Origin of the sequence: Salidesulfovibrio onnuriiensis, assembly GCF_008001235.1 — a bacterium.
Taxonomy (GTDB): Bacteria; Desulfobacterota; Desulfovibrionia; order Desulfovibrionales; family Desulfovibrionaceae; genus Pseudodesulfovibrio; species Pseudodesulfovibrio onnuriiensis.
This window is the reverse complement of record NZ_CP040751.1, coordinates 2533275-2560081: the sequence shown is the minus strand read 5'-3', so window position 1 is coordinate 2560081 and position 26807 is coordinate 2533275. Positions and strand designations below refer to the sequence as shown.

Annotated in this window: 19 protein-coding genes; 9 read left to right on the top strand and 10 right to left on the bottom strand. The window is 58.0% G+C overall.

Going from position 1 to position 26807, the window contains the following annotated elements:
- The 4 genes from FGL65_RS11560 to FGL65_RS11545 all read left to right on the top strand — a co-directional run bounded on the left by FGL65_RS11560 (position 1) and on the right by FGL65_RS11545 (position 10576).
- Positions 1–2238: a carboxyl transferase domain-containing protein gene (locus FGL65_RS11560; protein WP_147821344.1), complete on the top strand. Its 2238-nt coding sequence runs from the start codon at positions 1–3 to the stop codon at positions 2236–2238.
- A 251-nt stretch (positions 2239–2489) separates the two neighbouring features.
- Entirely contained in the window at positions 2490–4727 is a 2238-nt protein-coding gene (locus FGL65_RS11555) for a GGDEF domain-containing protein (RefSeq protein WP_147821343.1), read from the top strand.
- Between the two features lie 134 nt (positions 4728–4861).
- On the top strand, positions 4862–8302 hold the full coding sequence (locus tag FGL65_RS11550) for a hybrid sensor histidine kinase/response regulator (protein ID WP_187170367.1): 3441 nt from the start codon (positions 4862–4864) through the stop codon (positions 8300–8302).
- A gap of 9 nt (positions 8303–8311) precedes the next feature.
- Entirely contained in the window at positions 8312–10576 is a 2265-nt protein-coding gene (locus FGL65_RS11545) for a response regulator (RefSeq protein WP_147821341.1), read from the top strand.
- Positions 10577–10621: 45 nt separating this feature from the next.
- Here FGL65_RS11545 and ettA read toward each other — a convergent pair whose 3' ends face one another.
- The 8 genes from ettA to FGL65_RS11505 all read right to left on the bottom strand — a co-directional run bounded on the left by ettA (position 10622) and on the right by FGL65_RS11505 (position 19497).
- Entirely contained in the window at positions 10622–12304 is a 1683-nt protein-coding gene (gene ettA / locus FGL65_RS11540; protein WP_147821340.1) for an energy-dependent translational throttle protein EttA, read from the bottom strand.
- A gap of 133 nt (positions 12305–12437) precedes the next feature.
- Positions 12438–12785 carry a cytoplasmic protein gene (locus FGL65_RS11535; protein WP_147821339.1) on the bottom strand — a complete coding sequence of 116 codons (348 nt, stop codon included), beginning with the start codon at positions 12783–12785 and terminating at the stop codon, positions 12438–12440.
- A 36-nt stretch (positions 12786–12821) separates the two neighbouring features.
- Positions 12822–13325 (bottom strand): ferritin, encoded by a 504-nt coding sequence (locus tag FGL65_RS11530; protein WP_147821338.1) that lies wholly within the window; start codon positions 13323–13325, stop codon positions 12822–12824.
- Between the two features lie 108 nt (positions 13326–13433).
- Positions 13434–15644, bottom strand: a complete 2211-nt coding sequence (gene recD2, locus FGL65_RS11525) for an SF1B family DNA helicase RecD2 (RefSeq protein ID WP_147821337.1) — start codon at positions 15642–15644, stop codon at positions 13434–13436.
- Positions 15645–15669: 25 nt separating this feature from the next.
- The gene (gene recR, locus FGL65_RS11520; protein ID WP_147821336.1) at positions 15670–16275 is read right to left on the bottom strand and encodes a recombination mediator RecR; all 606 of its coding nucleotides are present in this window, start codon (positions 16273–16275) and stop codon (positions 15670–15672) included.
- A gap of 9 nt (positions 16276–16284) precedes the next feature.
- A complete protein-coding gene (locus FGL65_RS11515) occupies positions 16285–16596 on the bottom strand; it encodes a YbaB/EbfC family nucleoid-associated protein (protein WP_147821335.1) in 312 nt (103 codons plus the stop codon).
- A 28-nt stretch (positions 16597–16624) separates the two neighbouring features.
- Complete coding sequence (gene dnaX / locus FGL65_RS11510) at positions 16625–18463, bottom strand: DNA polymerase III subunit gamma/tau (RefSeq protein WP_147821334.1); 1839 nt, start codon at positions 18461–18463, stop codon at positions 16625–16627.
- A gap of 110 nt (positions 18464–18573) precedes the next feature.
- A complete protein-coding gene (locus tag FGL65_RS11505) occupies positions 18574–19497 on the bottom strand; it encodes a branched-chain amino acid transaminase (protein WP_147821333.1) in 924 nt (307 codons plus the stop codon).
- Between the two features lie 193 nt (positions 19498–19690).
- Between FGL65_RS11505 and FGL65_RS11500 the strand changes: the two genes are divergently transcribed.
- Genes FGL65_RS11500 through FGL65_RS11480 form a run of 5 tightly spaced genes read left to right on the top strand, consistent with a single transcriptional unit; the run spans position 19691 to position 24634 of the window.
- The gene (locus tag FGL65_RS11500) at positions 19691–20875 is read left to right on the top strand and encodes an aminotransferase class I/II-fold pyridoxal phosphate-dependent enzyme (protein ID WP_147821332.1); all 1185 of its coding nucleotides are present in this window, start codon (positions 19691–19693) and stop codon (positions 20873–20875) included.
- Positions 20866–22176 (top strand): homoserine dehydrogenase, encoded by a 1311-nt coding sequence (locus FGL65_RS11495; RefSeq protein WP_147821331.1) that lies wholly within the window; start codon positions 20866–20868, stop codon positions 22174–22176. The genes FGL65_RS11500 and FGL65_RS11495 overlap by 10 nt, the downstream gene beginning before the upstream one ends.
- A 12-nt stretch (positions 22177–22188) precedes the next feature.
- Positions 22189–23382 carry a cofactor-independent phosphoglycerate mutase gene (locus FGL65_RS11490; RefSeq protein WP_147821330.1) on the top strand — a complete coding sequence of 398 codons (1194 nt, stop codon included), beginning with the start codon at positions 22189–22191 and terminating at the stop codon, positions 23380–23382.
- Positions 23379–23798 carry an acyl-CoA thioesterase gene (locus FGL65_RS11485; protein ID WP_147821329.1) on the top strand — a complete coding sequence of 140 codons (420 nt, stop codon included), beginning with the start codon at positions 23379–23381 and terminating at the stop codon, positions 23796–23798. The genes FGL65_RS11490 and FGL65_RS11485 overlap by 4 nt, the downstream gene beginning before the upstream one ends.
- A gap of 50 nt (positions 23799–23848) precedes the next feature.
- On the top strand, positions 23849–24634 hold the full coding sequence (locus tag FGL65_RS11480; protein ID WP_147821328.1) for an amidohydrolase family protein: 786 nt from the start codon (positions 23849–23851) through the stop codon (positions 24632–24634).
- Positions 24635–24685: 51 nt separating this feature from the next.
- Here FGL65_RS11480 and dgt read toward each other — a convergent pair whose 3' ends face one another.
- Both dgt and FGL65_RS11470 read right to left on the bottom strand, forming a co-directional pair.
- Positions 24686–25966 (bottom strand): dGTP triphosphohydrolase, encoded by a 1281-nt coding sequence (dgt, locus tag FGL65_RS11475; RefSeq protein WP_147821327.1) that lies wholly within the window; start codon positions 25964–25966, stop codon positions 24686–24688.
- A gap of 120 nt (positions 25967–26086) precedes the next feature.
- Positions 26087–26797, bottom strand: coding sequence for an amino acid ABC transporter permease (locus tag FGL65_RS11470; RefSeq protein ID WP_147821326.1), 711 nt, complete (start codon positions 26795–26797; stop codon positions 26087–26089).
- Positions 26798–26807: the final 10 nt, after the last annotated feature.

Here is a 26807-nt window from a genome sequence, read left to right as displayed (position 1 = left end):
ATGAGTCTTGATAAAAAGAAAACCGAACTGCAGCAGCGCGCCGACTATGCCCGTGAAATCCTGGGCGACAAGGAGAGTCCCGAACTGGACGAACTCATGCGGCGCATCGTCGAGTTTGACGGGCAGGCCTTTTCCTCGGACGGAGAAGCGGCCAACGCCCTGAAGGCTCTCGAGAAACGCATGGAATCCCTCGAGGTTTCCCTGGACGCGCGCCTGACCCCCATGGACAAGGTCCGCATCGTCCGCCACCCGCAGCGGGTGAGCCTCAAGGATATCCTGGAAAACGTCTACGACAACTACAACGAGATCGGAGGCCAGGACGAACACAGCATCGATCCCGGCATGGTCATCGCCCGCGCCTATGTCACCAGGCGCAAGGGCAAGACCATCATCAACCAGCCGGTCATGGTCGTGGGCCAGGAAAAGGGCCACGGCGAGGAATTCCGCAACGGCGGCTCCATCAAGCCCTGGGGCAATTACAAGGCTCTCAAGTACATGAAGGTCGCGGCCAGGGAACAGATTCCCATCCACGCCTACGTGAACACACCGGGCTCCTACCCGGTGGAGGACTTTCCCGGCGCGGCCCAGCAGATTGCCGAAAATATCTATGAGATGTGCGGACTCGACGTACCCATCGTCGCCATCTTCTCGGAAGGCGGCTCGGGCGGCGCAGAGGCCATCGGCATGGCCGACAAGCGCATCATGCTCTCCCACGGCTACTATTCCGTGATCTCGCCGGAAGGCGCGGCAGCCATTGAAGGCCGTATCCGACCGCCGCAGCGCGCTTCCCAGGAGCTCATCGAGTCCTGCGCCAGCCATCAGAAGATCACGGCCCAGGACAACCTGGCCAATGGCTATATCGATGACATCATCCAGGAACCGCCTCTGGGCGCCCGTTCCGACCACTTCGACTTCTACCGCCAACTTCGCGAACGGGTCATTCAGGCCACGGACGAAGTGACCCTGAGCGTGCGCAGCGTTCGTTTCCTGCGCGGCCTGGCCCTGAAGCTGTTCAAGAAGGACGCGGACGTCATCGTGCGCTGGAACCTGAGCGAGCGTGCCCGCGAGCGGCTGCTGGACCGCAGGTACAGGAAGTACCGTCAGATGGCCCAGCATGCCTACCAGGACAACCGCACCTTCTGGGAAAAGATCAATGCCGCCCGTTCCGGCTTTGTCTCCACCACCTATTCCGTGGTGGCCTACGGCATCGTAAAACCCATCCAGCACACCGTGAAGCGCGTCATTGAGGAAGTTACCGACGAAGTGCACGTGGTCACCGGGAAGTTGGGTTCCTTTGCGGGCAAGCGACTCAAGGCCATCGGCATCGGCTCCGGGGACAAGCAGGTGGAAATGGAGCTGACCGGCCTGTCCGTGCCGGACAAGAAGCAGGCCCATGAAAACGGGCACGGTTACGTCAGCCCGCAATCCGTCCAGGACCGAGAGGTCTCCTGCCCGCATTCCTCCAAGCGCGGGTGCCTGGATATCTGGGCGCGCGACCTGTACACGGACTTTGCAGGCGTCTGCCCCACCTGCGGGCACCATTTCCGCATGGAATACCAGTGGTACCTGCACAACGTCTTCGACAAGGACTCCCTGCAGGAGTTCAACAAGAATATTGCCGCGGGCAACCCCACCGGATTCCCCAACTTCGAGGAACGCGTGGACGCGGCCAAGGAAAAGAACGGCATGCAGAGCGGCTGCATGACCTTCCACGCCTCGCTGGAAGGCATCAAGCTCACCTGCGCCATGCTGGTGGCCAATTTCCGGGGCGGCTCCGTGGGCGCCGCCGAGGGCGAAAAGTTCATCCGAGCCCTGGAGCTGGCCCAGAAAAAGCATCAGCCCTTCCTGGCATACATCCACGGCACCGCCGGCATCCGCATTCAGGAAGGCCTTAACGGTCTCATCCAGATGCCCCGCGTGACCATGGCCGTGCGCAACTACATCGAGGCGGGCGGGTTGTACATCGTGCTCTACGACACCAACTCCTATGCCGGTCCGCTGGCTTCCTTCCTGGGCTGCTCGCCCTACCAGTACGCCGTACGCTCCTCCAACATCGGCTTTGCGGGGCCCGGCGTGATCAAGGAGACCACCGGCATGGATATCTCGCCGGACTATCACAACTGCTACAAGGCCCTTTCCAGGGGTCATATCCAGGGGGTCTGGGACAGGCGCGACATTCGCAAGAACCTGCACCAGTCGTTCCTGACCATCGGCGGAAGGAACCTGTATTACAGGTAGTCCTCCCCTCCAACGAGACACTCAAGGCGGAAACTTCGGTTTCCGCCTTTTTTTGTATCCAATCCCCAGGAATCTTCATGCAATCGTCACAGCAAGGTAACATATCCATTTCCCCGGGAGCTAATATGCCCAGCTGTATTGGGGAGAGGGAATTACACACACATCAGCTTCGATCCGGGGGAGTTCCGATGAACCACTCCATCTTTCGATTCTGGAACCGCAGCTCATCATCACGGCCTGGGGAAGATTCTATGCACATGGCTTTATCGGACAGCACCGCGCTGCAGGCGCAACTGAAATGCTTTCATTCGTCCAACCTGCTTTTCGTCATCATCCGCGACTACGCGCTTTTCAAGGAGATGTATGGCAATGACTTCGTGGGACAACTCGACAGGGAACTCAATGATTCACTGGTAAAGACGGCGCAGGAGCAATACGGGGAAAGCGGCGTTTCGGTGTTCACCCAATCGCCGGGAGAATACATCCTGCTCTGCCCCGACGAGGGGGACGGTGAAGGGGGCAACCTCTGCGATATCGCCTATGCCTTCAAACTGCAGGCCCAGAACGCCATGAAACGGACCATGCTCAAATGGACCGGGCTCGGTATAGAGCTGGGCATCGGCTATAGCTGCATTGAGTCGAATGGGCGGGACTGGGACATGGCATTTTCCCACGCCATCAAGGAGGCGCGCTTGTGCGCAACCCAGCCCCTGGATCTGCAGTCTCTTGAAATCACCAAATATTTCAATCAAATTGTCCATTCAAGAACCATTCGATGCAAATATCAGCCGATCCTGGATTTCCGCACCGGAAACATCTGCGGATGGGAGGCGCTCGCCCGAGGGCCTCAGGGGTCCCCATTCGAGTCCCCGCTGGTCATGTTTGAACTGGCGGAACAGATCGGCAGGCTTTTTTCCCTGGAAGAGGTCTGCAGGGAAAAAGCCATCCGCAATTTGGGTCCCATTGCCGCTGGGCAACGTCTTTTCCTGAATATTCACCCGAAAACCATGGCCGATCCGGCATTCACCCCGGGAAAGACGCTCGCCCTGCTTCAGGAAGTGGGACTCTCGCCCAAGAACATCGTTTTCGAGATCACGGAACGCCACAGCCTTCAGGATTTCAGCCTTTTCTACCGCACCCTGGACCACTACCGGAGCCAGGGATTCCAGATTGCGCTGGACGACACGGGGTCCGGCTATTCCGGCCTGAGTTCCATTGCCGAGCTTCATCCGGAATTCATCAAGTTGGATAAATCGCTCATCCACAATATCCACCGGGATCCGGTCAAACGAGCCCTGGTGGAAACCACGGTCACCTTTGCCGACAAGATCAAATCCAGAATTGTGGCCGAGGGAATCGAGACCCGGGACCAGGCCGTATGCCTCATGGATATCGGCGTTCATTGCGGGCAGGGTTACTACCTCGGATATCCGGAAAAGCCGAAGCCGGAACTGAGCCCCGAGTGCCGGGAACTGCAATCCATGTCCGAACTGCCGCGCAAGACCGTAACCTGCTCCATTCCCATCGGGGAAATCGCGGAAGCTCCCTATGCGGTGGACAGTTCCTTCATTGTCGCCGACGCCCAGGACTTCTTTTCCAACAATCAGCAATTTCCCAGCATCGTGGTCACGGAAGACAACGTTCCCCGGGGGCTGGTCATGGAGTACCACCTCAACCGGCAGCTCTCCTCCCAGTATGGGGTGGCCCTGTTTTCCAAACGCTCCATCACCGATGTCATGGACGAATCCCCGCTGATCGTGGACAAATCCACGCCGGTGGAACAGGCAGCGCGTATGGCCATGGATCGCGAGACGCTCAAGGCCTATGACGAGGTCATCATTACCCGCAAAGGAGTCCTGTTCGGCGTGGTCACGGTGCAGAAGCTGCTCAACACCCTGGCCCGGGTCCAGGTGGAGATGGCGCGGGGAACCAACCCGCTCACCGGACTGCCGGGCAATGTCGCCCTGGAGCAGGAGGTGGAATCCCGCATCACCCGCAAGGATTCCTTCTGCATCATCTATGGGGACCTGGACCACTTCAAGGTCTACAATGATACCTACGGCTTTAAAAACGGCGACGCTATCATCAAGCTGGCGGCCGACATCATGTCCTGGGCGGCGACAAAGCATTGCCCCAAGGACTCCCTGCTCTGCCATATCGGCGGCGACGATTTCGTGCTGATCACCAAGCCCGAATCCGTGGAAAAGACCTGCATCTCGGTGCTGCGCTGCTTCAAAAGGCTGGTGAATCGCCACTATTCCGCCCAGGACCGGGACCGGGGCTGGATTCACGCCAAGGGCCGGGACGGCAAGAAACGGCAGTATCCCCTTGTCTCCATTTCCCTCGGCGTCATTGAGATCCAGGGCCAGTGCACACTCATGGAGATCGGGGAACGGGCTGCCGACATCAAGAAATACGCCAAATCCATTGCCGGCAACGCTTATGCCAAGGACCGCCGCACCCCGCTGGGCTGTCCTGTCTGCGTTTAAAAAAGGCATCGCCGGGTGACCTGTCCAAGTTGCCCAGGCCGTCCTGTTGCATAAAATAATGTAACAGGATGTCATTTCCCGCCAGATTGATACCAGGAGCACCTTCAAACCTAGCAGGACAGCGGGGAGCAGGCATGCGGTTCGGTCAGGGAAAGCCATTGACGTTCACGGTGGTCATCGGATTGGTCGCCGTGACCACCATCCTTCTGGGCGTTTTCGGGGCCCTGCGCTATCGGACCGAAAAACAGCACAACCTGGAAAAGCTCTCGGCCGCCATGGACGCCCTGGCCTCGCAATTAGCCATCAGTCTCAGAACTCCCGTGTGGAACTATGATGAAGACCAGATCAACGACATCATCCACAGCGCCATGCAGGACAGACAGGTCTATGCCGTTAGCGTGAAATACGGCGAAGACCGCACAGCCATCGCACGTAATGATCAATGGCAGGCTGTTTCTTCCGACACTGTCTCCGGCGGGGAAGACCTGCTCAGGGATTCGCGGAAGCTGGTTTACAAGAACCGGGAGATTGGCGAATTCACCCTCTTCTACTCTCCCCGGTTCATGGAGGAGGAGCTCAAGTCCTTTCTTGGGAATATCATCAGCGCCATCCTTGCGGTGGACGGCATACTCATCATCACCCTGTTCCTGCTGATACGCACGACCATCATCTCGCCGCTCCAGGCGGTAAAAGAATATGCCAGCAGGGTCAGCCAGGGAGATTCCGCCGTCACGGATGTGGAGACCGGAGGCAGCCTGGAGCTCCAGAGCATGCAGCAATCCATTCACGGCATGGTCCGGGAACTGGAACTGCGCTACAAGGCGCTCATGGAATCGAGGGAGGCCTTGGCCCAGGCCGAGCTCGAATACCGCTCCATCTTCGAGAACGCCCTGGTGGGTATTTTCAGGTTTTCACCCGCCGGCAATTTCATCACGGCCAATACGGCCATGGCCGATATCCTCGGATACGACACCCCTGAGGAGCTCATCGGCTCCATAACCGATATCCGCGAACAGCTCTGCGTTGATTCGGCAGATACCGCAAGGCTGCTTTCCCTGGCTGAATCGGAGAGCGGCTCTCGCGGATACGAGGCCCGGATCCACTGCAAGGACGGGCAAGTCATTTGGGGCGCCCTGTTTGCCAGAGTCATCCGGGATGCGGACAGGAATGTCCTTCATTACGACGGAATCCTCGTGGACGTGACCCAGGTGAAGCTGGCCGAGCAGGAACTGGCCGAAATGAACGCGCACCTGGAGGAACTGGTGGAGGAGCGAACTAGGGAACTGGCCGTGGCCAAGGAAAATGCCGAGGCGGCAAGTTCGTTCAAGAGCGAATTCCTGGCCAGGATGAGCCACGAGATCAGAACTCCCATGAACGCCGTCATCGGGCTAACCAACCTGGTGCTCAAGACCAAGCTGGACAAGACCCAGCGGGACTATCTGGAAAAGGTCAAGGACTCCTCGAACCACCTGCTCGGCATCATCAACGACATACTCGATTTTTCCAAGATCGAGGCCGGGCGTCTGGAGCTGGACTCCGTGGGCTTTTTGCTCACTTCAACCATCGACCGCATATCCGGCCTGTTCGCGGACAAGGCCGCGGAAAAAGAACTCGAACTGTTCTACATCATCGACAACAACACTCCCCTTTCCCTGGTGGGCGATCCCCTGAGGCTGGGCCAGATTCTCATCAACCTCATCAGCAATGCGGTCAAATTCACTCATCATGGGCAGATCGTGCTCAAGGTCGGCCCTCAGGCAGAAGCGCCCCGGGACGAAAATAGCGTGTCTCTTCATTTCTCGGTGCAGGACAGCGGGATCGGCATCGACCCAAAGGTCGCCAATTCCCTTTTCGAGCCCTTCAAGCAGGCCGATGGCTCCATTTCGCGCAAATATGGAGGCACCGGCCTGGGGCTTTCCATCTGCCAGCGTCTGGTTGCCCTCATGGGGGGGAAGCTGTGGGTGGAAAGCGAGCCCGGCCAGGGCAGCACCTTCCAATTCACCGCCACCTTCGGAAGGCAGAAAGGGAGCCGCCAGCGGTCCCTGATCGCCCCCATCGATCTTCGCGGTCTGCGGGTACTCATCGTGGACGACAATGACACCGCCCGGCTGCTGTTTACCGAAATGCTCGGAAATCTCGGGTTTGAAACGCAGTGCGTTGAATCCGCCGAACAGGCACTGGACATGCTCCGAAACGACAATGGGGCATCCCGCTTCGACCTTGTTCTCATGGACCTCAAATTGCCGGGCATGGACGGTTTCGAGTTGGCCCAGGTCATCCGGGAGGACCCGGCTCTGGGCGACAGCCTGAAACTGCTTCTGGTGACCATGTACGGCCGCGACGAAGTTTTGCTGAAAATGAAAACCCACGATACCGGCATCGACGGATACCTGCTCAAACCTGTCAGCTCCTCGGACATGTTCAACGCCATCATGGAGATTTTCGGGCACGACGAGGCCATGTTGCACAGGGTTGAGATAGACAGGACCAAGGAAATCAAGGGACTGGAGGGAATCGGCGGGGCCAGGATTCTTCTGGTGGAAGACAATGAAATCAACCAGGGCGTGGCCACGGCGATTCTGGAAAGCGCCAATCTCATGGTCGAGGTCGCCGACAATGGAAAGGAAGCCGTGGGCATGATCCGAGCGCAGCAGGAACGCAATCAGCCCTACGATGCAGTCCTCATGGATATTCAGATGCCTGAAATGGATGGATACGAGGCCACGCGGATCATTCGCGAGGAATTGCGCCTCCAGGGGCTTCCCGTCATTGCGATGACCGCACATGCCCTTATCGGCGACAAGGAAAAATGCCTTGAATCCGGCATGAACGACTATGTGGCGAAACCTATTGATGAAAACCAGTTGTTTTCAGCATTGATCCAATGGATCGAGCCCAGGGAGCGGGAATACGAAAAACGTCCCGTTCAGAAGGCGGAAGTCGCGGATAACTCATGGCCGGACCGCCCGGGCAACATGCGGGAGCTGGACATTGATGCCGGATTGGAACGCATCAAGAACAATGGCCCGCTCTACAGAAGACTTCTGCACAACTTCCTGTGCGATTACGGCACATGCGTTGAAACGGTACGTCATCTGCTGGACACGCAGGCCCATGACGAACTCAAGGCGTTAGTTCATACCATCAAGGGGACTTCGGGAAATCTCGGGGCCGGCCCACTGTTCGCAGCCGCCCGGCAGTTCGATGGAGCACTGAAAAAGGAATCGCCGGATTCCTGGCAAGGCCACTATGAAGAATTTGCAAGGGAAATGGAGGCGCTTATCAGCGTGCTTCAGGAGTTGCCGCTGGAGGAACAAGACACGTCCGGCAACGGTTCCAAACCGCTCCGGGAATGCGATATGGTGGAAGTGGAGGAATCGCTGAAAGAATTCCATGCCCTGCTCCTTCAAAGAAGCACCGACGTCATCGACCGGCTGCCCCTGCTTTCGGAAATCGTACCGGCCAAGTTGCATGAGGAGCTCCGGGAGCTTTCCGACTCAGTATACAAGCTCAATACGGAAAAATCCTTGGATGTATTGATGAAAATAGCCCAGGCACTCAAAGTGGAGCTGTAAGGGGTAGGCATGCCAGAAAAAAGCACCTTGCTCATAGTGGACGATTCGCCGGACAATATTTGGTTTTTGAGTGAAAACCTGAAGGACGACTTTGCCCTGCTCTATGCAACCAGCGGCAAGGAGGCCCTTGAGATTGCCAATTCCGCGCAGAAAATCGATCTTATTCTCCTGGACATCATCATGCCGGAAATGGACGGATTCGAAGTCTGCAGGGTCCTCAAGTCCGATCCGCAGACCAAGGGCATTCCCGTGGTATTTCTCACCTCACGTTCCCTGGAGGAAGACGAGGCCAAGGGATTCGAGCTGGGAGCACAGGATTACATCACCAAACCGTTCAGCATCAAGATCGTCAAGGCGCGGGTCAGTTCCATACTGAACCTGGAAAGGGAGCTTCAGCGCAGGCTGGAACTCAAGAACCAGATGGAGGAACTGAACAAGCAGCTCGAAGCGCAGGTGAAGAACCGCTTGAGCGACCTTGAGAAGGCCCAGCATGCCTTGAAGACCTACGAGGAACGCTATCAGTCTATTTTCCATAACCGGCCCGACAAGGACAGAAAGAAACGCCTGCTGATCGTGGATGATGTGGCCGACAACATATTCATCCTCAGGAACAACCTGGCCGACAAATATGAGGTCCTGTATTCCATCAACGGGCAGGAGGCCCTCAAGACGGCCTTTTCCGAAGATTCTCCCGACCTGATCCTTCTGGACATCATGATGCCGGGCATGGACGGTTATGAGGTGTGCGCCCGCCTCAAGGCCGATATCCGCACCCGTGATATCCCGGTCATCTTCATCACCGCCCTGGGCGAGGATGTGGACCAGGTCAAGGGCCTGGAATACGGGGCCGTGGACTACATTACCAAACCTTTCAGCATGCCCGTGGTCCAGGCCAGGATCCAGGCCGTGCTGCATCTCAAGACCGAGATGGACAGGCGGCTGAACCTGACCAGGGAACTCGAGGACATGAACCGGGAGCTGGAAAAACGGGTCCGCGAACGGGCCCAGGAACTCCGGCTCACCGAGAAGCGGCTCAAGCTTACAGAGGAAAAATACAAGAGCATCTTTGAAAACGCCATTGAGGGCGTCTTCCAGACCACTCGCGAGGGACGTTTCCTCAATGCAAACCCCGCCCTGGTCGAGCTGTTCGGTTATTCGTCCGTGTCGGAACTGATCAATTCCGTGACCAACATCAGGGAACAGCTGTATGCCTCCCCTGAGGTACGGGATGAATATTCCCGCCTGCTGGAAGAAAAGGGAGAGGTGGATAATTTCGAAGCCGAGTTCCGGAAAAAAAACGGACAAAAAATTTGGCTCAGCATCTCTGCTAAAAAACTGACCAACAGCAACGACGACTCCTTCTATCAAGGATTTGTCGTGGATATATCCCGGAGAAAGACCGCAGAGGACGATCTGGAACGGATCAACAGGGAACTGGAGCAACTGGTGGAGGCCAGGACCGAAGAACTGCGCAACAAGACACGGGAGTTGGAACTGGCCAACACGGTTCTTCGCCGACAGGACGAGATGAAGACGGAACTGGTTTCCTCGGTCTCCCACGACCTGCGCACTCCGCTGACCTCCCTTCTCGGGTTCACCAAGCTTATCAGCAAGGAATTCATCAACACGTTTCAGCCCCTCAGCGAGGGCGAGGACCGGCTGCAAAAGAAAAGCAAACGCATTGTGGACAACCTTGAAATCATTGCCACGGAGGGAGAACGCCTGACGCGGCTGATCAACGATTTTCTCGATATCTCCAAGATAGAGGAAGGCCGTATCGAATGGGATGACCAGGAGGTGGACCTGGCAGCGGTGTTTGCGCAATCGATCCGCGCGGTTCAAGGGGATTTCGCCGAGAAGAAAAGTGTTTCGCTGTCCACCGAGGTCCATGACGACGTGCCCCGGCTCATCCTCGACCCGGACAGGATCATACAGGTATTGGTGAACCTCCTGAACAATGCGGCCAAGCATACCTTCGAAGGGAGCGTGCACATGGCCGCCGAAGTGGAGCCCAGCGGAGCGGTGGTCGTCCGGATTTCGGACACGGGAACAGGAATTCCGCCGGACAAGCTGGAAACCATTTTCGACAAGTTCCAGCAGGTGACCAAGGGCGACACCATGCACGATGCGCCCAAGGGAAGCGGTCTCGGGCTGACCATCTGCCGCAAGATACTGGACCATTACGGGGGACGCATCTGGGCCGAGTCCAAGCTGGATATGGGGAGTACGTTCTTCTTCCGCCTTCCCGTCAGGTGCAGGGCGGACGCACAATAAAAAAAGGCCGGGGTGTCCCGGCCTTTCATTGTTTCATGGTATTCGCTATCGAGTCAGTTTTCTGAACTTGATGCGGTGCGGCTGATCCGCCTCCGCGCCCAGACGTTTCTTGCGGTCTTCCTCGTAGTCGGAATAGTTCCCTTCGTGGAAAATGACCTGCGAATCCCCTTCGAACGCGATAATGTGCGTGGCGATGCGGTCCAGGAACCAGCGATCGTGGCTGATGACCATCACGCAGCCCGCGAAGTTGTCCAGGGCGTCTTCCAGGGCGCGCATGGTGTTCACGTCCAGGTCGTTGGTGGGTTCGTCAAGAAGGATGACGTTGGCGCCGGATTTGAGCATGTTGGCCAGGTGCACCCGGTTGCGCTCCCCGCCGGAAAGCACGTCCACCTTCTTCTGTTGGTCCGAACCCTGGAAGTTGAACCGGCTGCAGTAGGCGCGGGCATTGACCTCGCGGGCTCCCAGCTTGATGAATTCGGCCCCGCCGCTGATGGTCTCATAGACGGTCTTGCCGGCCTCCAGGGAATCCCTGTTCTGATCCACGTAGGCGAAATCCACGGTATCCCCCACTTTCAGCGAGCCTGTGTCGGGCTGTTCCTGACCGACCAGCATCTTGAAGAGGGTCGTCTTACCGGCGCCGTTGGGGCCCACAATGCCCACGATGGCGTTGGCCGGAATGATGAAACTCATGTCATCCACCAGGAGCTTTTCACCCATGAACTTGCGCACGCCCTCGGCGATGAAGACCTGCTTGCCCAGGCGATTTCCCGGCGGAATGTAGATTTCCAGTTCCTTGGAGCGTGCCTCGCTCTCATGGGAAACCATGGATTCGTAGGCATTGATGCGCGCCTTGCTCTTTTTGCGGCGGCCCTTGGGAGACATTTTGATCCACTCGAGTTCGCGTTCCAAAGTCTTGCGGCGGTCCGAGTCTTCCTTGTCCTCCTGTTTCAGGCGGTTGTCCTTCTGTTCCAGCCAGGAGGAATAGTTGCCCTTCCAGGGGATGCCGCGGCCGCGGTCCAGTTCGAGGATCCAGCCAGCCACGTTGTCCAGGAAATAGCGGTCGTGGGTCACGGCGATGACCGTGCCCGGGAACGTCTGCAGGAAACGTTCGAGCCAGGAAACGGATTCGGCGTCCAGGTGGTTGGTGGGTTCGTCCAGTAGCAGGATGTCCGGGCTCTGGAGCAGTAGGCGGCACAGGGCCACGCGACGGCGCTCACCGCCGGAGATCACGGAAACCGAAGTGTCGCCCGGGGGGCAGCGCAAGGCGTCCATGGCCATCTCCAGGCGGGAATCGATATCCCAGGCGCCCTTTGCGTCCATGAGCTCCTGCACCTCGGACTGGCGCTGGATCAGGGCGTCCATTTCGTCGGCCTCCATGGGCTCGGCGAATTTCTCGTTGATCTCGTTGAATTCCTTGATCAGGGCCATGGTCTCGCCCACGCCCTCTTCCACGACCTCGCGCACGGTGCGGGTCTCATCCACCAGGGGCTCCTGCTCCAGGTAACCGATGGTGAAACCCGGGGAAACATGGGTTTCGCCCTCAAAATTTTCATCCACCCCGGCCAGAATTTTCAGCAGGGAGCTTTTCCCCGAGCCGTTCAGACCCAGCACGCCGATCTTGGCCCCATAGAAATAGGACAGGGATATGTTTTTCAGTACTTCTCGCTGACCATGGCGTTTGGTCACCTTGTACATGGAATAAATGATTTTTTCCTGATCGTTGCTCATTGATGCACCTTGAAAGCGGTTTATTTGAAAGTTTCGAGAGATTTTGCAGAGTGCGGGCTGTTTGTCCAGTGTTTTGATGGACCATGAAAAAGGCGGTCCGAAGACCGCCCTTGAGTGTCGTTGCCTCTCGGGATCAGAACGTCACGATCTCGAAGCCGCGCTTCATATACGCCCCCACCGAGGGATGGCCGCTCATTTCGTCCAGCAGGGGCAGGCCTTCGGCCTGGACCGCTTCCAGCACGCCCATCTTGGCCGAACAGGCCTTGCAGGCGCCCTCAATGAGATCGGCCTCCTTGGCCTTGACGTACAGCTGGTGGAACGGGTTTTCCTTTTTCACCAATTCAGGCACCAGCTTGGTGGCCGCCCCCTCGAACACGATTCGGGGGTTCATGCCCGCCTGTTTCATGTCCAGGGCGTTGAGCAGCACATGCACGAAACACATGAGCTCCCCGTTGAAGGCAAACAATGCGACGTCTTTCATGGCTCTCTCCTTGGTTTCAAAGGCTCGGCAATCCGACTATTCGACAGGCTCGGTAAACACTCGGGTACCGAGATCACGATCCAGCATGAACAGGGCTCCGCCGTCGCCAACCAGCTTCAGCTTGCTGACGATGTCGCCCACATTGGCCTCTTCCTCCACCTGTTCGGAAACAAACCACTGGAAGAAGATCTGACTGGCATGGTCCTTCTCCTGCTGGGCCAGATCCATGAGGCCGTTGATGCGGCCGGTGACCACCTTCTCGTGCTCCAGTGCGTTTTCAAAAGCGGCCAGCGGGCTTTCCCAATCCTGGGGCGGGGCGTCGTGAGCGGAAATTTTCGCCCTGCCGCCCGCTCCCAGAATGTAGTCGAACATCTTCATTGCGTGAAAGATCTCCTCTTTGTACTGGGCGCGCATCCAGGCGGCGAAACCCGGCAGGCCCCGGTCCTCGAAGTAGGAAACCATGGACAGATAGATGTTGGCGCTGAATATCTCGAAATTCATCTGGTCATTGATGGCCTGTTCCATTCTATTGCTCAACATAGCAAACTCCTTTGGATGGGATTATCGTCGTGTTGCGTCAGCTCAGAAGGCTACATGAAAACCATTCCTAATGAAAGGCGCTTAAAAAAATATGGAGTTTCCCGGGAACTAGAGAAGCGTGTTTTCCGAAAAAAGATGACGCAGCCTGTAGGCCAGATGGGTGCCCCGCTTTCCTGCGGTGATGTTGTTCAGCCCGATCTGGAAGGCCTTTTTGCTGCCGATGAGCACGGCCAGATTTCTGGCGCGGGTAAGGCCCGTGTACAGCAGGTTGCGCTGCAGAAGCATGTAATGCTGGGTCACGATGGGCATGACCACGGCCGGGTATTCGCTTCCCTGGGACTTGTGCACGCTCACGGCATAGGCCAGGGCCAGGTCGTCCATTTCCGAGGCCTCGTAGGTTACGAAGGTTCCCTCGAATTCGACCGTCATTTCATTGTCCTGGGTATTGAGATCCACCACCATGCCCAGGTCGCCGTTGAAGACGTCCTTGTCATAGTTGTTGCGGGTCTGGAGAACCCGGTCGCCGGCGCGATAGCTGATCTGGCCGCGCTTGATCTCCCGGTCTCCCCGCTTGAGGGGATTGAGGCGTTCCTGCAGCGCCTGGTTCAGGGCCTGGGTGCCCACATCTCCCTTGTGCATGGGGGTGAGCACTTGGATGTCGCGAAGAGGGTCCAGCCCGTAACGCTTGGGAATACGGTCGCAGACACTGTCCAAAATGAGCCGCTGTACCGTGGCCTGGTCTTCTTGGGGAATCCAGAAGAAGTCGGCCTCGGGCGCTTCCTGCGGATGTCCCAGCGGCATCTGGCCCTGGTTGATGCGGTGGGCATTGACCACGATATAGCTTTCCTGGGCCTGTCGGAAAATATGCGTCAGCCGGGCGCAGGGAACCATCTCGCTGTTAATGAGATCGGCCAGCACGTTGCCCGGCCCCACGCTGGGAAGCTGGTTGATGTCCCCCACCAGAATGAGCCGACAGGTATGCGGCAGGGCCCGCAGCACGGAAACGCAAAGGTGCGCATCCACCATGGAGGATTCGTCGATGACCAGCACATCGCCCTTGATCTTCTGATCCTGGCAGAACTGAAATCCGCCGTCTGGCTGGTACTGCAACAGGCGATGGATGGTTTGTGCGGGCAGGCCGGTGGCCTCGAACAACCGCTTGGCCGCCCGGCCCGTGGGCGCGGCCTGCTTGATCTTGAGCCCCAGTTCCTTGAGCGTCAGGACAATGGCCTTGGTGATGGTGGTCTTTCCGGTGCCGGGGCCGCCGGTGATGATAAAAACCTTGTTGGAGCAGGCCTCGAACACCGCCTCGCGCTGCTCGTCGGACAGGGAAAAACCAAGGGTTTCCTCCACCTTGGGCAGGGCCTGGGCCACCTTTTTGCGGCTGACGGGCATGGGGTGGCTGATAAGCTGGTGCAGGCGCTGGGAAATCTCGTTTTCGAAATGGTAGAAGTGCATCAGGTAGACGGCTTCCTCCACTTCCTGTTCGGGCAGATCCTCGATGCGCACCCGCTTCTTTTCCTGCAGCGAATACAGCGCGTCCTCAAGCTTGTCGTAATCCACGTTGTCCATCATGCGGGCGGCATCGGAAAGAAGCTTGTCCTTGGGCACGTACATGTGCCCTCCCCGCTCGCTCAAGGTAAACAGGGTATAGATGATGCCCGCCTCCAGGCGCTGCCACGCATCCGGCCTGAAGCCCAGCTTCAATGCCATCTGGTCGGCGGTGCGGAAACCGACTCCGCGGATCTCATAGGCCAGGTCGTAGGGATTTTCCCGCAGCTTGATTTCCGCAGTCGCTCCGTAAAGCTGGAAGATCCTTCCGGCAAAGGTGGTGGGCACGCCATGGGACTGCAAAAAGACCAGCAGATTCTTGATGGCGCGCTGCTTGGACCAGGATTCGATGATATCCTTGAGCTTCTTCTTGGAGATTCCCCGAATTTCCAGCAACCTTTCCGGGTCATCGTCCAGAATATCCAGAATACCCACCCCGAATTCCCCCACCAGCATGGTGGCGGTCTTTTCACCCACACCCTTGATGGAGGACTGCAAGAACTTGATGACCCCATTCTCGGTGGCCGGCATGGTCTGTTCAAAGGTTTCCACCTCGAACTGCGGCCCGTATTTGGGGTGCACCTTCCACCTGCCGGTCAGGTCGAGACTTTCGCCCGGCTGGATATCACCCATAATGCCGGTGATGGTGGTGATTCCCGGCTCATTCTTTGCGCTGATGCGTGCAATGACATACCCGTTCTCCGGATTGCTGTAGACGACGCTGCATACTTCAGCGGCTTCGAGCCTGGTGGATTGTTCCTGCGACATGTATAAAATTAATCTACTGGTATTATTATATCTTCTGGCGATACTTCAAGGATTGCTTTAAGGTTTCCTTGTCCATGTATTTGACTTCGCCGCCCATAGGAATCCCCTGAGCCAGACGCGAGACATTCACATGGGGAAACTCGTTTTCAACCATATTCTTGACGTACGACGCCGTGGACTCCGCATCCATGGTGGCCCCGAGGGCGAGAATGAGCTCGGTGACCCTGCCGCTGGCCAGGTGGCGCTTGAGCAGGTCGAATTCCAGATGGCCCGGTTCCACACCGTCCAGGGGCGACAACAACCCTCCAAGCACAAGGTAACGCCCCTTGTAGAGACTCATGTCCTCCATGGCCAGGAGCGCATCCCACTCGGAAACAAGACAAAGCTGCCCGTGGTCACGGTTGGGGTCGGAGCACAGGGCGCACGGGCTGGATTCCGCCAGACTGGCGCACTCCTCGCACATGCACAGGTTATCGCGCAGATCGATAATGGACTGCCCCACTCCGGCGGCTCGTTCACGCGGCATCTTAAGCAGGGTCAGGGCAATGCGCAACGCCGACTTGGGACCGATCCCGGGCAGGCTGGAAAGCTGCTCCACCACTGCCCGGAGCGGAGCAGGAAGGTTATGCACGGCAGGCTCCTAGAACAGGCCGGGAATCTTCATGCCGCCGGTGAGCTTGCCCATTTCCTGTTCCATCATTTCCTTGGATTTCTTGAGGGCGTCGTTTGTGGCGGTGAGCACCAGGTCCTGGAGCATTTCCACGTCTCCGGATTCAAACACGGATTCCTCGATTTCGACGGAAACGATGTCCTGGCCGCCGGTGCATTTGACCTTGACCATGCCGCCGCCGCTGGAGGCTTCCACTTCCATTTCCTTCAGCTTGTCCTGAGCTTCGGTCATCTTTCGCTGCATGATCTGGGCCTGGCGTACCATCTCGTTCATTCCACGCATTATGCTTTCTCCTTGAATAACGTGCTTATTAATGTCCGTTGCGGGGCGTTACCGCCATGATCAGCGCACTGAAGGCGTCCATGACCTTGAGCACCGCCTCGTTGCTTTCGGCTTCCGTCCGCAACTGCTTTTCCGATTTCCTCACCGACATGCCGCCGGTTTCAACCCGGACAGAGAGATTCCTGCCCCAGTACAGGCCAGCCAGCCGCTCCAGGGCGTTTACCGCACTGGAGGCCGACATCTGCTTGTACAAAAAATTGTTGCCGCAGGTGATTACAAGTTCCTTCCCTTGCAGCTCGCCCTTGAGATGACGCAAATTATGGGCATTCACATCGCTTTTCCCGTTGCAGGTCTTGGCATAGTCCAGCAAGCCTTCCCAGCTTTTGGGACCGTTGGGCGGTGCAGGCAGTTCGCAGACCGCCCTGGGGACCGCTTGCGTGACAGGATCAGCGATGTTTTTCGATGGCTCGGCCTCCTTGGGGTCCGAAGGAGCGGGCTCCCCCGCCGGAGGGGTCTGTGGACGCAGCTGTTGCGTCACTGACGGCTGCACGGATTGTTGCGGCGGCTGATTCTGCCGGGGCGGAACAGACTGCTGTTGTGGCGGTGCGGGTTGGTACCCCTGCGCCTGCTGCCTGAATTGCTGCCCACCCTGGGGCGGCGGCTGATATCCGCCTTGAGGCGGACGCGGCATGCCGCCCGGAGCGGATCCCCGTCCACCCATGGGGCCACGCGGAGGGGCTGCCTGGGTGTTGCCCACCTTTTCCAGATTGATGAGGTCCGTGAGCGAAGCGATGTTAAGCAGCAGCAGCTCCAGAGCCATGGCCGGCTCCAGGGAGGTCATGACCCGCTTCTGGCCGTCCAGGGTCATCTGCCAGCAGGCATGGATATAGGCAGGGTCGAACTTGTTGGCCCATTCCATCCAGGTCCCGGCTTCGTCGCCGGAAAGCCCCAGCAGCGGCAAGGCCTGCTCACCGGCCTGCCGCAGCAGGAACATGTTGCGCCAACAGCTTGTCAATTCGCGCAGGAAAAATCCGAGGTCCAGGCCCAGGTCGAGCACCTGGCGCAAAAGTTGCCCGACTCCCACCAGATCCTTGGCGTGGATAGCTCCCATGAGCTGGAAAAAGACTTCCTGCCCTGCAAGACCGAGAAAGCTGCGCACGTCTTCCTCTCGCAGTTTTCCTTCGTCAAAGGCCAGCGCCTGACCCAGCAGGGACATTGAGTCGCGCACGCTGCCTGCGCCGCGTTTGGCAATAATCTGCAACGCGCCGGCCTCGTACTCGATGCCCTCCTGCGACAGGATGTTCTCCAAATGCGCCACCAGTTCGCCCTCGGACAGCATCTTGTAGGTATAATGCTGGCAACGGCTGATGATGGTCGCCGGGAACTTGTGCGGCTCGGTGGTGGCCATGATGAAGGTGGCGCGCGGCGGCGGCTCCTCCAGTGTCTTGAGAAGCGCGTTGAAGGCCTCTTTGGTCAGCATGTGGGCTTCGTCGATGATGAAGACCTTGTACCGGCCTTCCAGCGGAGCGTAGCCGATGTCCTCCTTGAGCCGGCGGGCGTCGTCGATGCCTCGGTTGGAGGCGCCGTCGATCTCGATGACGTCCACGGCGACCCCTGCTGTTATCTGGCGGCAGGAGTCGCATTCGTTGCACGGCTCTGCCGTGGGCGCGTTCTTGCAGTTGAGGGCCTTGGCGAAGATGCGGGCGATGGTGGTCTTCCCCACCCCCCGGGTTCCGCTAAAAAGATAGGCCGGCGCGACCTTGTCCTGTGCCGCGGCGCGGGAGAGGATGGTCTTGATGGCCTCCTGCCCTGCCACCTGTTCAAAGGTCTGCGGGCGATATTTTGCTGTCAGGCTGGATGTGCTCATGAAATTACAATTGGTTCTGAAGTGACGAAGCCGTAATCATATACAACACAAGGGAAGCCCGGACAAGACGCCGGACTCCCCTTTTTTTCATTTGGATCGCTGGCGGGCCGCTAGGCTTCGTAACGGTGCAGCCAATGCTCGTAATCGGGGTTGTCGCCCTTGAGGATCTTGAAGAACTCGGTCTGCAGCAGCTTGGTGACGGGACCGGCCTTTCCTTCACCGATGACGCGGGCGTCGATCTCGCGGATCGGGGTCAGTTCTGCCGCGGTGCCGGTAAAGAACACTTCGTCGGCCGTGTAAAGCATGTCGCGGCCGATGGTGGTTTCGCGCACTTCATAGCCCGTGTCGTTGGCCAGGCTGATGATGGAATCGCGGGTCAGGCCGCCCAGCACGCCGGACAGCGGCGGGGTGTACAGCACGTCCTGCTTGACCATGAACAGGTTTTCGCCCGAACCTTCGGAAACATGGCCCGAGGTATCCAGCAGGATTGCCTCGGCGTAGCCGTCGCGGATGGCTTCCATCTTGGCCAGAACCGAGTTCACGTAGTTGCCGCAGGCCTTGGACTTGGTCATCATGACGTTGACATGGTGGCGATTGTAGGTGGAGACCTTGACGCGAATGCCCTTTTCCAGAGCGTCCTCGCCGAGGTATGCGCCCCAGTGCCAAGCGGTGATACAGGTCTTGATTGGGTTGTCCCCGGGATGAACGCCCATGACGCCTGCACCCACAAAGACCAGCGGGCGGATATAGGCACCCTTCAGCTTGTTGGCCTTGAGGGTTTCCACGGTGGCTTCGACCATCTCGTCTGCGGTATACGGCGCGGCAAAGCCGAGAATTTTAGCGGAATCCACCAAGCGCACCATGTGCTCCCTGAGGCGGAAGACCTCGGAGGTTCCGTCGTTGCACTCATATGCGCGGATTCCTTCGAACACGCCCGTACCGTAGTGCAGCGCGTGGGTCAGGACGTGGACATTGGCCTCGCCCCAGGGAACCAGCTTCCCATCCATCCAGATGGTTTCGGATTCTTGAACCATGGCAGTTCTCCTTTATGTATGAGTTCGGCTTCATCGCCGATGACTTTCTTTCAGGACACAGTAAACTAGTTGAATCGAACAATAGGGTCAAGGCGGGGGCCGGAATGTCAATTTACTTTTTGACAGGAAAGCCCTGCCCCGGATATGCAAATTGATTCAAAGGAAATCTAAACCAACTGAGGAGTATGCGATTATGCACCAATTTGCTCGAGTCCACCGGCTGCCTCCCTATGTGTTTGCCCAGGTGAACGAACTGAAGATGAAAATGCGTCATCAGGGCGCTGACATCATCGACCTGGGCATGGGCAACCCCGATGTGCCCACCCCGAAACACATTCTCGACAAGCTTACCGAGGCGGCGTACAAGCCGGGTAACTCGCGTTACTCGGCGTCCAAGGGCATCAAGGGGCTCCGCAAGGCAATCGCAGACTGGTACCAGAAAAGGTACTCGGTATACCTCGATATGGACCAGGAAGTCTGTGTAACCATGGGCGCCAAGGAAGGGCTCGCCCACCTGGCCCTGGTCATGCTTACGCCCGGCGATGTGGTGCTCGCACCGGACCCGGCCTATCCCATCCATCCCTATGCCTCCGTCATTGCGGGCGCTGACGTGCGCCGCATCCCCATCGGCAAGGGACGCGACTTTTTCGAGGATATGACCGTGGCTGTCCGCCACACATGGCCCAAGCCCAAGCTGCTGATCATCAACTATCCGCACAACCCGACAACGGAATGCGTGGATGTAAACTTCTTCCAGCGCATCGTGGATTTCGCCAAGGAAAACGACCTGTACGTCATCCACGACCTTGCCTACGCCGACTTTACCTTTGACGGCTACGAAGCGCCCAGCTTCCTGCAGGCCGACGGCGCCAAGGACGTTGGCGTGGAATTCTTCTCCCTGACCAAGAGCTATTCCATGGCAGGCATGCGCGTGGGCTTCTGCTGCGGCAACCCGGACATGGTCCAGGCCCTGACCCGCATCAAGAGCTACCTGGACTACGGCATATATACACCTATACAAGTGGCGGCCACCCAGGCGCTCAACGGCGACCAGGAATGCGTCAAGGAGATCATGGACATCTACCAGGACCGCCGCGACGCCCTGTGCGAAGGCCTGAACCGCATCGGCTGGGAAGTAACCCCGCCCAAGGCGACCATGTTCCTGTGGGCCGAAATTCCCGACGAATTCAAACATATGGGTTCCGTGGAATTTTCAAAAATGCTGCTAAAAGAAGCGGAGGTCGCCGTTTCCCCGGGGCTGGGCTTCGGACAGTACGGCGACGACCACGTACGTTTTGCGTTCGTGGAAAACAGACAGCGTACAAACCAGGCAATTCGCAACCTGCGAAAATTCTTTGAGGGTAAGATATGCAAATAGTGAAACTCGGACTGGCCGGATTCGGTACGGTCGGCTCCGGTTTGGCCAAGATACTGGCTGAAAACGGAGACTGGCTGGAAAAGAGACTCGACAAGAAGCTCGAGATCAAGACCGTGGTCGTGCGCGACACGACCAAGCAGCGCGGCATCGCGCTCACTTCCGGCACCGAACTCACTACCGACCTGGCCCGCCTTACCGAGGACCCGGAGATCGACATCGTGGTCGAGCTCATGGGTGGCTTGGAGGCGGCCAGGGACCTCATTGAAAAAGCCTTGAAAGCGGGCAAGCACGTGGTTACGGCCAACAAGCATCTGTTGGCCGAACACGGGCTGGAGCTCTTTGAATTGGCGCGCCAGTGCGGCAAGGGCCTTTACTACGAGGCAAGCTGCGCTGGTGGCATTCCCATTGTCCAGACCCTGCGCGAAAGCCTGGCGGGCGACCGCGTGGAGGAAATGCTCGGCATTATGAACGGGACGGCCAACTACATCCTTTCCGAAATGACCACCAAGAGCATGGACTTTGAAACCGCCCTGCAACTGGCCAAGGAACTGGGCTATGCCGAGGCAGACCCCACCTTTGACGTGGAAGGCTTCGACACGGCCCACAAGCTGTGCGTGCTCATCCGTCTGGCCTTTGGCGTGGATTACCCCCTGGCGGAACTGCCCATCCAGGGCATCTCCGGGGTCACCCCCCTGGATATCAAGTTCGCGCGCGAATTCGGCTACCGCATCAAGCTCCTGGCCCACGCCAAGGACTTCGAAGGCAGGCTGGAGGCGGGCGTGCATCCCGCACTGGTGCCCTACACCTACCTGCTGGCGCGGGTGGGTGGCAACTACAACGCGGTCCGGGTGGTGGGCAACGCCGTGGGCCCGGTCATGCTGCATGGCCAGGGCGCGGGCGATACCCCCACGGGCAGCGCCGTGCTGGCCGACATCATGAATATTGCCCGGCATCTGCACCGCGATGGCTGCGAAAAGGGATATGCCCCGGACAATACCGGTTTCGGCAACAAGCCCCTGGCAAAGGCGAAAATCATGCCGCCCGAAGACACCATGTCCAAGTACTACTTCCGGTTCATGGTGGCGGACAAGACCGGGGTCATGGCCGCCGTAACCCGTTCCATGGCCGACCATGGGGTTTCCATCGCCCAGGCCGTGCAAAAGAGTGAGGAAGGTACCGAGGCCGTTCCCCTGGTCATCATCACCCATTCCACCCGCGCGGCGGCTGCGGAGGCCGTGGCCCGGGAAATGGACGCCATGGACTTTACCATGGAACCCTGCGTCCGGTTCCGTATTCTCTAACCGGGACAGACCATGAAAGTACTCTATCTCGTTGCCGACGGCATGGGCGATTGGCCGCTTGAAGAATTGGGCGGCCGCACCCCGCTGGAGGCGGCCGAGACGCCCCATATGGATGCACTGGCCCGTACCGGCATTGTCGGGCGGTGCAAGACCATCCCCGATGGCATGGCTCCGGGATCGGATGTGGCCAACATGGCCCTGCTCGGCTTCGACCCGGCGCGCCACCACACCGGGCGCGGCCCCATCGAGGCGGCTGCCCAGGGATTGAAGTTGGATGCGGACGATCTGGTCTGGCGGCTCAATCTGGTGACCGTGTCGCAGCTGGACAAGGACGGCTTCATGCGGGACTATTCGTCCGGGCACATCACCACGGAGCAGTCCCGCCCCCTGATTGAACGGCTGCAACGGAAGATAGGCAACGATGTCTATGAATTCGTGCCCGGCATTCAGTACCGTCACCTGCTCATCCAGAAAGGCGGGGCGCTGACCGACGATGCGGCCATGGTCATCAACCCCCCGCACGACATCACGGACAAGACCATCAAGATGGATTTGCGGGCCTACTCCCGCAATCCCGAACTTTGGGACGTGATTTTCCATGCCCATGACCTGCTGGCGGAGGACAACCCGACCAAGGCCAATTCCATCTGGCCGTGGGGACAGGGACGCCCCCTCATGCTCCCGGACTTTGCCGAGACCTTCAAACTCAACGGCGCGGTCATTTCGGCCGTGGACTTGATCAAGGGGCTCGGTTTTGCCTCGGGCATGAAGGTCATTGACGTGGAAGGCGCCACCGGCCTGCTGGAAACCAACTATGACGGCAAGGTGCGCGCGGCCCTGGAATATCTCAAAACCGGCGATTTCGCCTTCGTGCACCTGGAAGGGCCGGACGAATGCGGCCACGGCGGAGAGATTGAGAACAAGACCGAGGCCATTCGCCGTTTCGACGCCCGGGTGGTCGGGCCACTGCGCGAAGCGCTCAGGGGCGAGGACGTCACCTGGGTCATCTGCTGTGACCACTACACGCCCATTGTGGAGCGGACCCATACCGTTGATCCGGTCCCCTTTGTGGTCAATGCGCCCGGGGTGCAGCCGTCCGGCCTGGAGTTCTTCAATGAGAAGACCGCGGACAGCACCGGAATTGTCGTGAAGCACGGCCATGAACTACTGGGCTTTGCCCTGAAACAAGCCGGGATTCTTTCATGAGCGCAAACGATTTCCCCCAACCTGAGGCCTGGTACCCCCATTTTGTTTCCTATGGCGAAACCGACACCATGGGAGTGCTTTATTACGCGGAATACCTGCACCTTTTCGAACGCGCCCGCGGCCATCTCATCCGGGAACGGGGCATCAGCTATGCCGAGGTGGAAAAACGCGGCGTGATCCTTCCCGTGCGCGAGGCCCAGTGCCGCTACCGGGTTCCGGTGCGTTATGATGATGAAATCCGCGTTCGAGTGGCGGTAAGCGAATTCAAACGCGCTTCCATGAAATTCGCCTATGAGATCTGGAACGCGGACAGGACCACCCTGCACGCAACAGGCATGACCGAGCACGCCTGCCTCGATCCGGAAGGCAAGCTTTTCCGGACACCGGACTGGCTCAAGGACATGTTTCAACCCTGATACGACAAGGCCCCGATGGACCGGGGCCTTTTTCATGAACGAGCAGAACAATGCGATTCGACGTACATACACACTCCTTTCACCCCAAGGTGGCCGCCAAGGTCATTGAAAGCCTCTACGACCATTACGGCATCCAGTCCGTTGGCACGGGCATGACCGATGATCTTCTGGCCAGGATCAAGACGGCTGGCTTGGACCGCGCCGTGGTGCATTCCGCCGCCACAGATCCCTCGCAGGTGATTCCGGCCAACAACTGGGCCATTCAACTGCAACAGACGCACCCGGAGCTGATTGCCTTCGGTTCCATGCATGTGGACTTCGAAAACATCGAGGCAGAGCTTGACCGCATTGCGGCCAAGGGCATCAAGGGGCTCAAGTTTCATAATGATTTCCAGGGATTCAGAATGGACGATCCGCGTTTCCATTCGCTCATGGAAATCATCGGAGACCGCTTTGTGCTCATGTTCCACGTGGGTTCGTCGCTGCCGCCCGAAGAAAATCCGTCCTGCCCCGTGAAAATGGCCCGGCTGGCGGAATTGTTCCCCAAGGCGACCATGATCGCCGCGCATATGGGGGGATATCGATACTGGGATCTGGCCTGCGAATATCTGGCCGGGATAGATGTCTACGTGGACACCTCAAGCTCCCTCCCCTTTCTTTCCAGGGAGCAGTTCCTGCGCTTCTACAACAAGCACGACAGGCAAAAAATTCTCTTCGGCAGCGACTACCCCATCTTCGACCCGGAAGACACCCTGAATCTTCTCCGGGAAAAGATAGGGCTCGATCACGAACAGATTGAGGAACTGCTCACCAACGCAAATCGCCTTTTCGCATAAAAGAACCCCGCAGCCGAAACTGCGGGGTTCTTTGTTCGTATTTTTCGATGACTACACCAGATCGATGATAGACCCGAAATCCGGGTCAAAGAGCCGCTTGTAGGTGCGGACCACGAAACCGTCCGTCATGCCCGAGAGGTAATCGCAGATGATGCGGTACTTCATGGGCTCGTCGGCCCGGTCAATGGCCTTGGCGTAGTGGTCGGGCAAGAGTGTGAAGTGGGAATGTTCCCGTTCCACATAACGTTTTGAAAAGACCTTGAACAGCCGTTTGAGGATCTGTTCCCCCTTGTATTCGAGCTGGTGCACCTGCGGGGTGTGGAACACCAACGCGATGGCCATCTGCTTGAGCAGGGTACAGATGTCGTCCATCTGCCGGTCGCGCTCGATGCCGAACCTGTAACGGTTGGTCGCCGACGAAAGAAAAGTCTCGCGCCGGACCAGCCGGGTGCCGTGGATGAATATGCCTATGAGCCGCGCCAGATAACGGCTGTAATCGTCGTTGATCATGGCGTCGCACAGTTCGTCGAGAAGCTGGTCATCCCTTCCGGTATAGTCCGTTGTCTTGTCCTGCTGCCACTTGCGGATGCTCTTGATGGTGATGAACCCGGCCTGAATGCCGTCGCTGACGTCGTGGATGCTGTAGGCGATGTCGTCGGCCCAATCCATGATCTGGCATTCAATGCTCTTGAAGAAGTTGCGCTCCTTTTCAATGGGGAACTCATCCCTGAAGCGGAAGTCGCCGCTGACGAAATCCAGGATTTCCTCCTGGGAGTCGTAGACGAAATGGTTCTTTTGCTTTTTGGAATCCGAAAAGAGCGTCTTATACTTGAGCATGCCGTCCAGAAATGCGCGTGTGGGTTTCATGCCGGACCACTCCGAGCCCTTGCGGTAGAAGATATCCACCAGAATGCGTAGATTCTGGGCATTGCCCTCGAATCCGCCCGCCTTGTGCTTTTTCATGAGCTTGTTGAGAACGGCCTCGCCGGCATGTCCGAAGGAAGGATGCCCTATATCGTGGGCCAGGCAGATGGATTCCACCAGGTTCTGATCGATGGTGAAATCATCCCCCAGCTCGTCCGTGGTCCGATTCAGGTGGTTGCAGATGGACCGGCCGATCTGGGAGACCTCGATGGAATGCGTCAGGCGGGTGCGGTAGAAATCATATTCGCCGGACAGAAAGACCTGCGTCTTGTTTTGGAGCCTGCGAAAGGCAGGGGAATAGATGATGCGGTCGCGGTCCTGCTCGAACGGAGTGCGGTCCTTGAGTTTTTTGGCCTCTCCCCTGCCGAACAGTTCCAAATCAAAGTCATTGTAAAACGTGCTGATCAAGACGTGTCTCCTGTGTTTTGATGAGCGCAGCCTATCGAAAACCAAATGAATTGAGAACCCTGGATCACCAACAAAAAAACGCCGGCGGATTGCTCCACCGGCGTTTTGGCTTGCGTTCATTTAGCCGAGGTCGAGAACCATGTTGTCCCCTTCGCCCCGGGTGCTGCCTTCGCTGAGCTTGCGTTCTACCCTGTGCAGGATCTTGGCGAAGGTCAGGGTCAGACTCATGTAGATTACCCCCACTCCGAGAAGGAACGGCACGTAGGTGTAGTACTTGGCGCCCAGCACCTTGGCGGTGAACATGAGTTCGCCATATCCCACAACGGAAACCAGGGAGGAATCCTTGAGCAGGACGATGAGTTCGTTGCAAAGGGGCGGAATCATGCGTTTGAAGGCCTGGGGAAGAATCACGTAGATCATGGCCTGCTTGTGGGTCAGCCCGGAACAGCGGGCCGCTTCCATCTGCCCCCTGTCGATGGACAGGATACCCGCACGGATGATCTCGGCGGTATACGCGCCGGAGTTGATCCCCAGCGCGATCATGCCTAGCCAGAAGGCGTCCTGCGGCATGCGGGCATCGAAAAGGATATTGTAAACCTGGGGCAGGCCGAACATGAAGAAATAAATTTGCAGCAGCATGGGAGTGCCGCGAATGACCTGAATGTAGATATCCGAAAGATAGCGCATCATGGCGTTGCGGCTGATGCGGGCCACCCCAGCGAGGGTGCCGAGAATGATACCGATGGTCAGGGCGCAAAAGGTTATTTTCAAGGTATTGGCTGCGCCGGACAGAAAAAGATCGTAATGGTCGAATACGAGTGCAAAATCCACTATGGGCTCC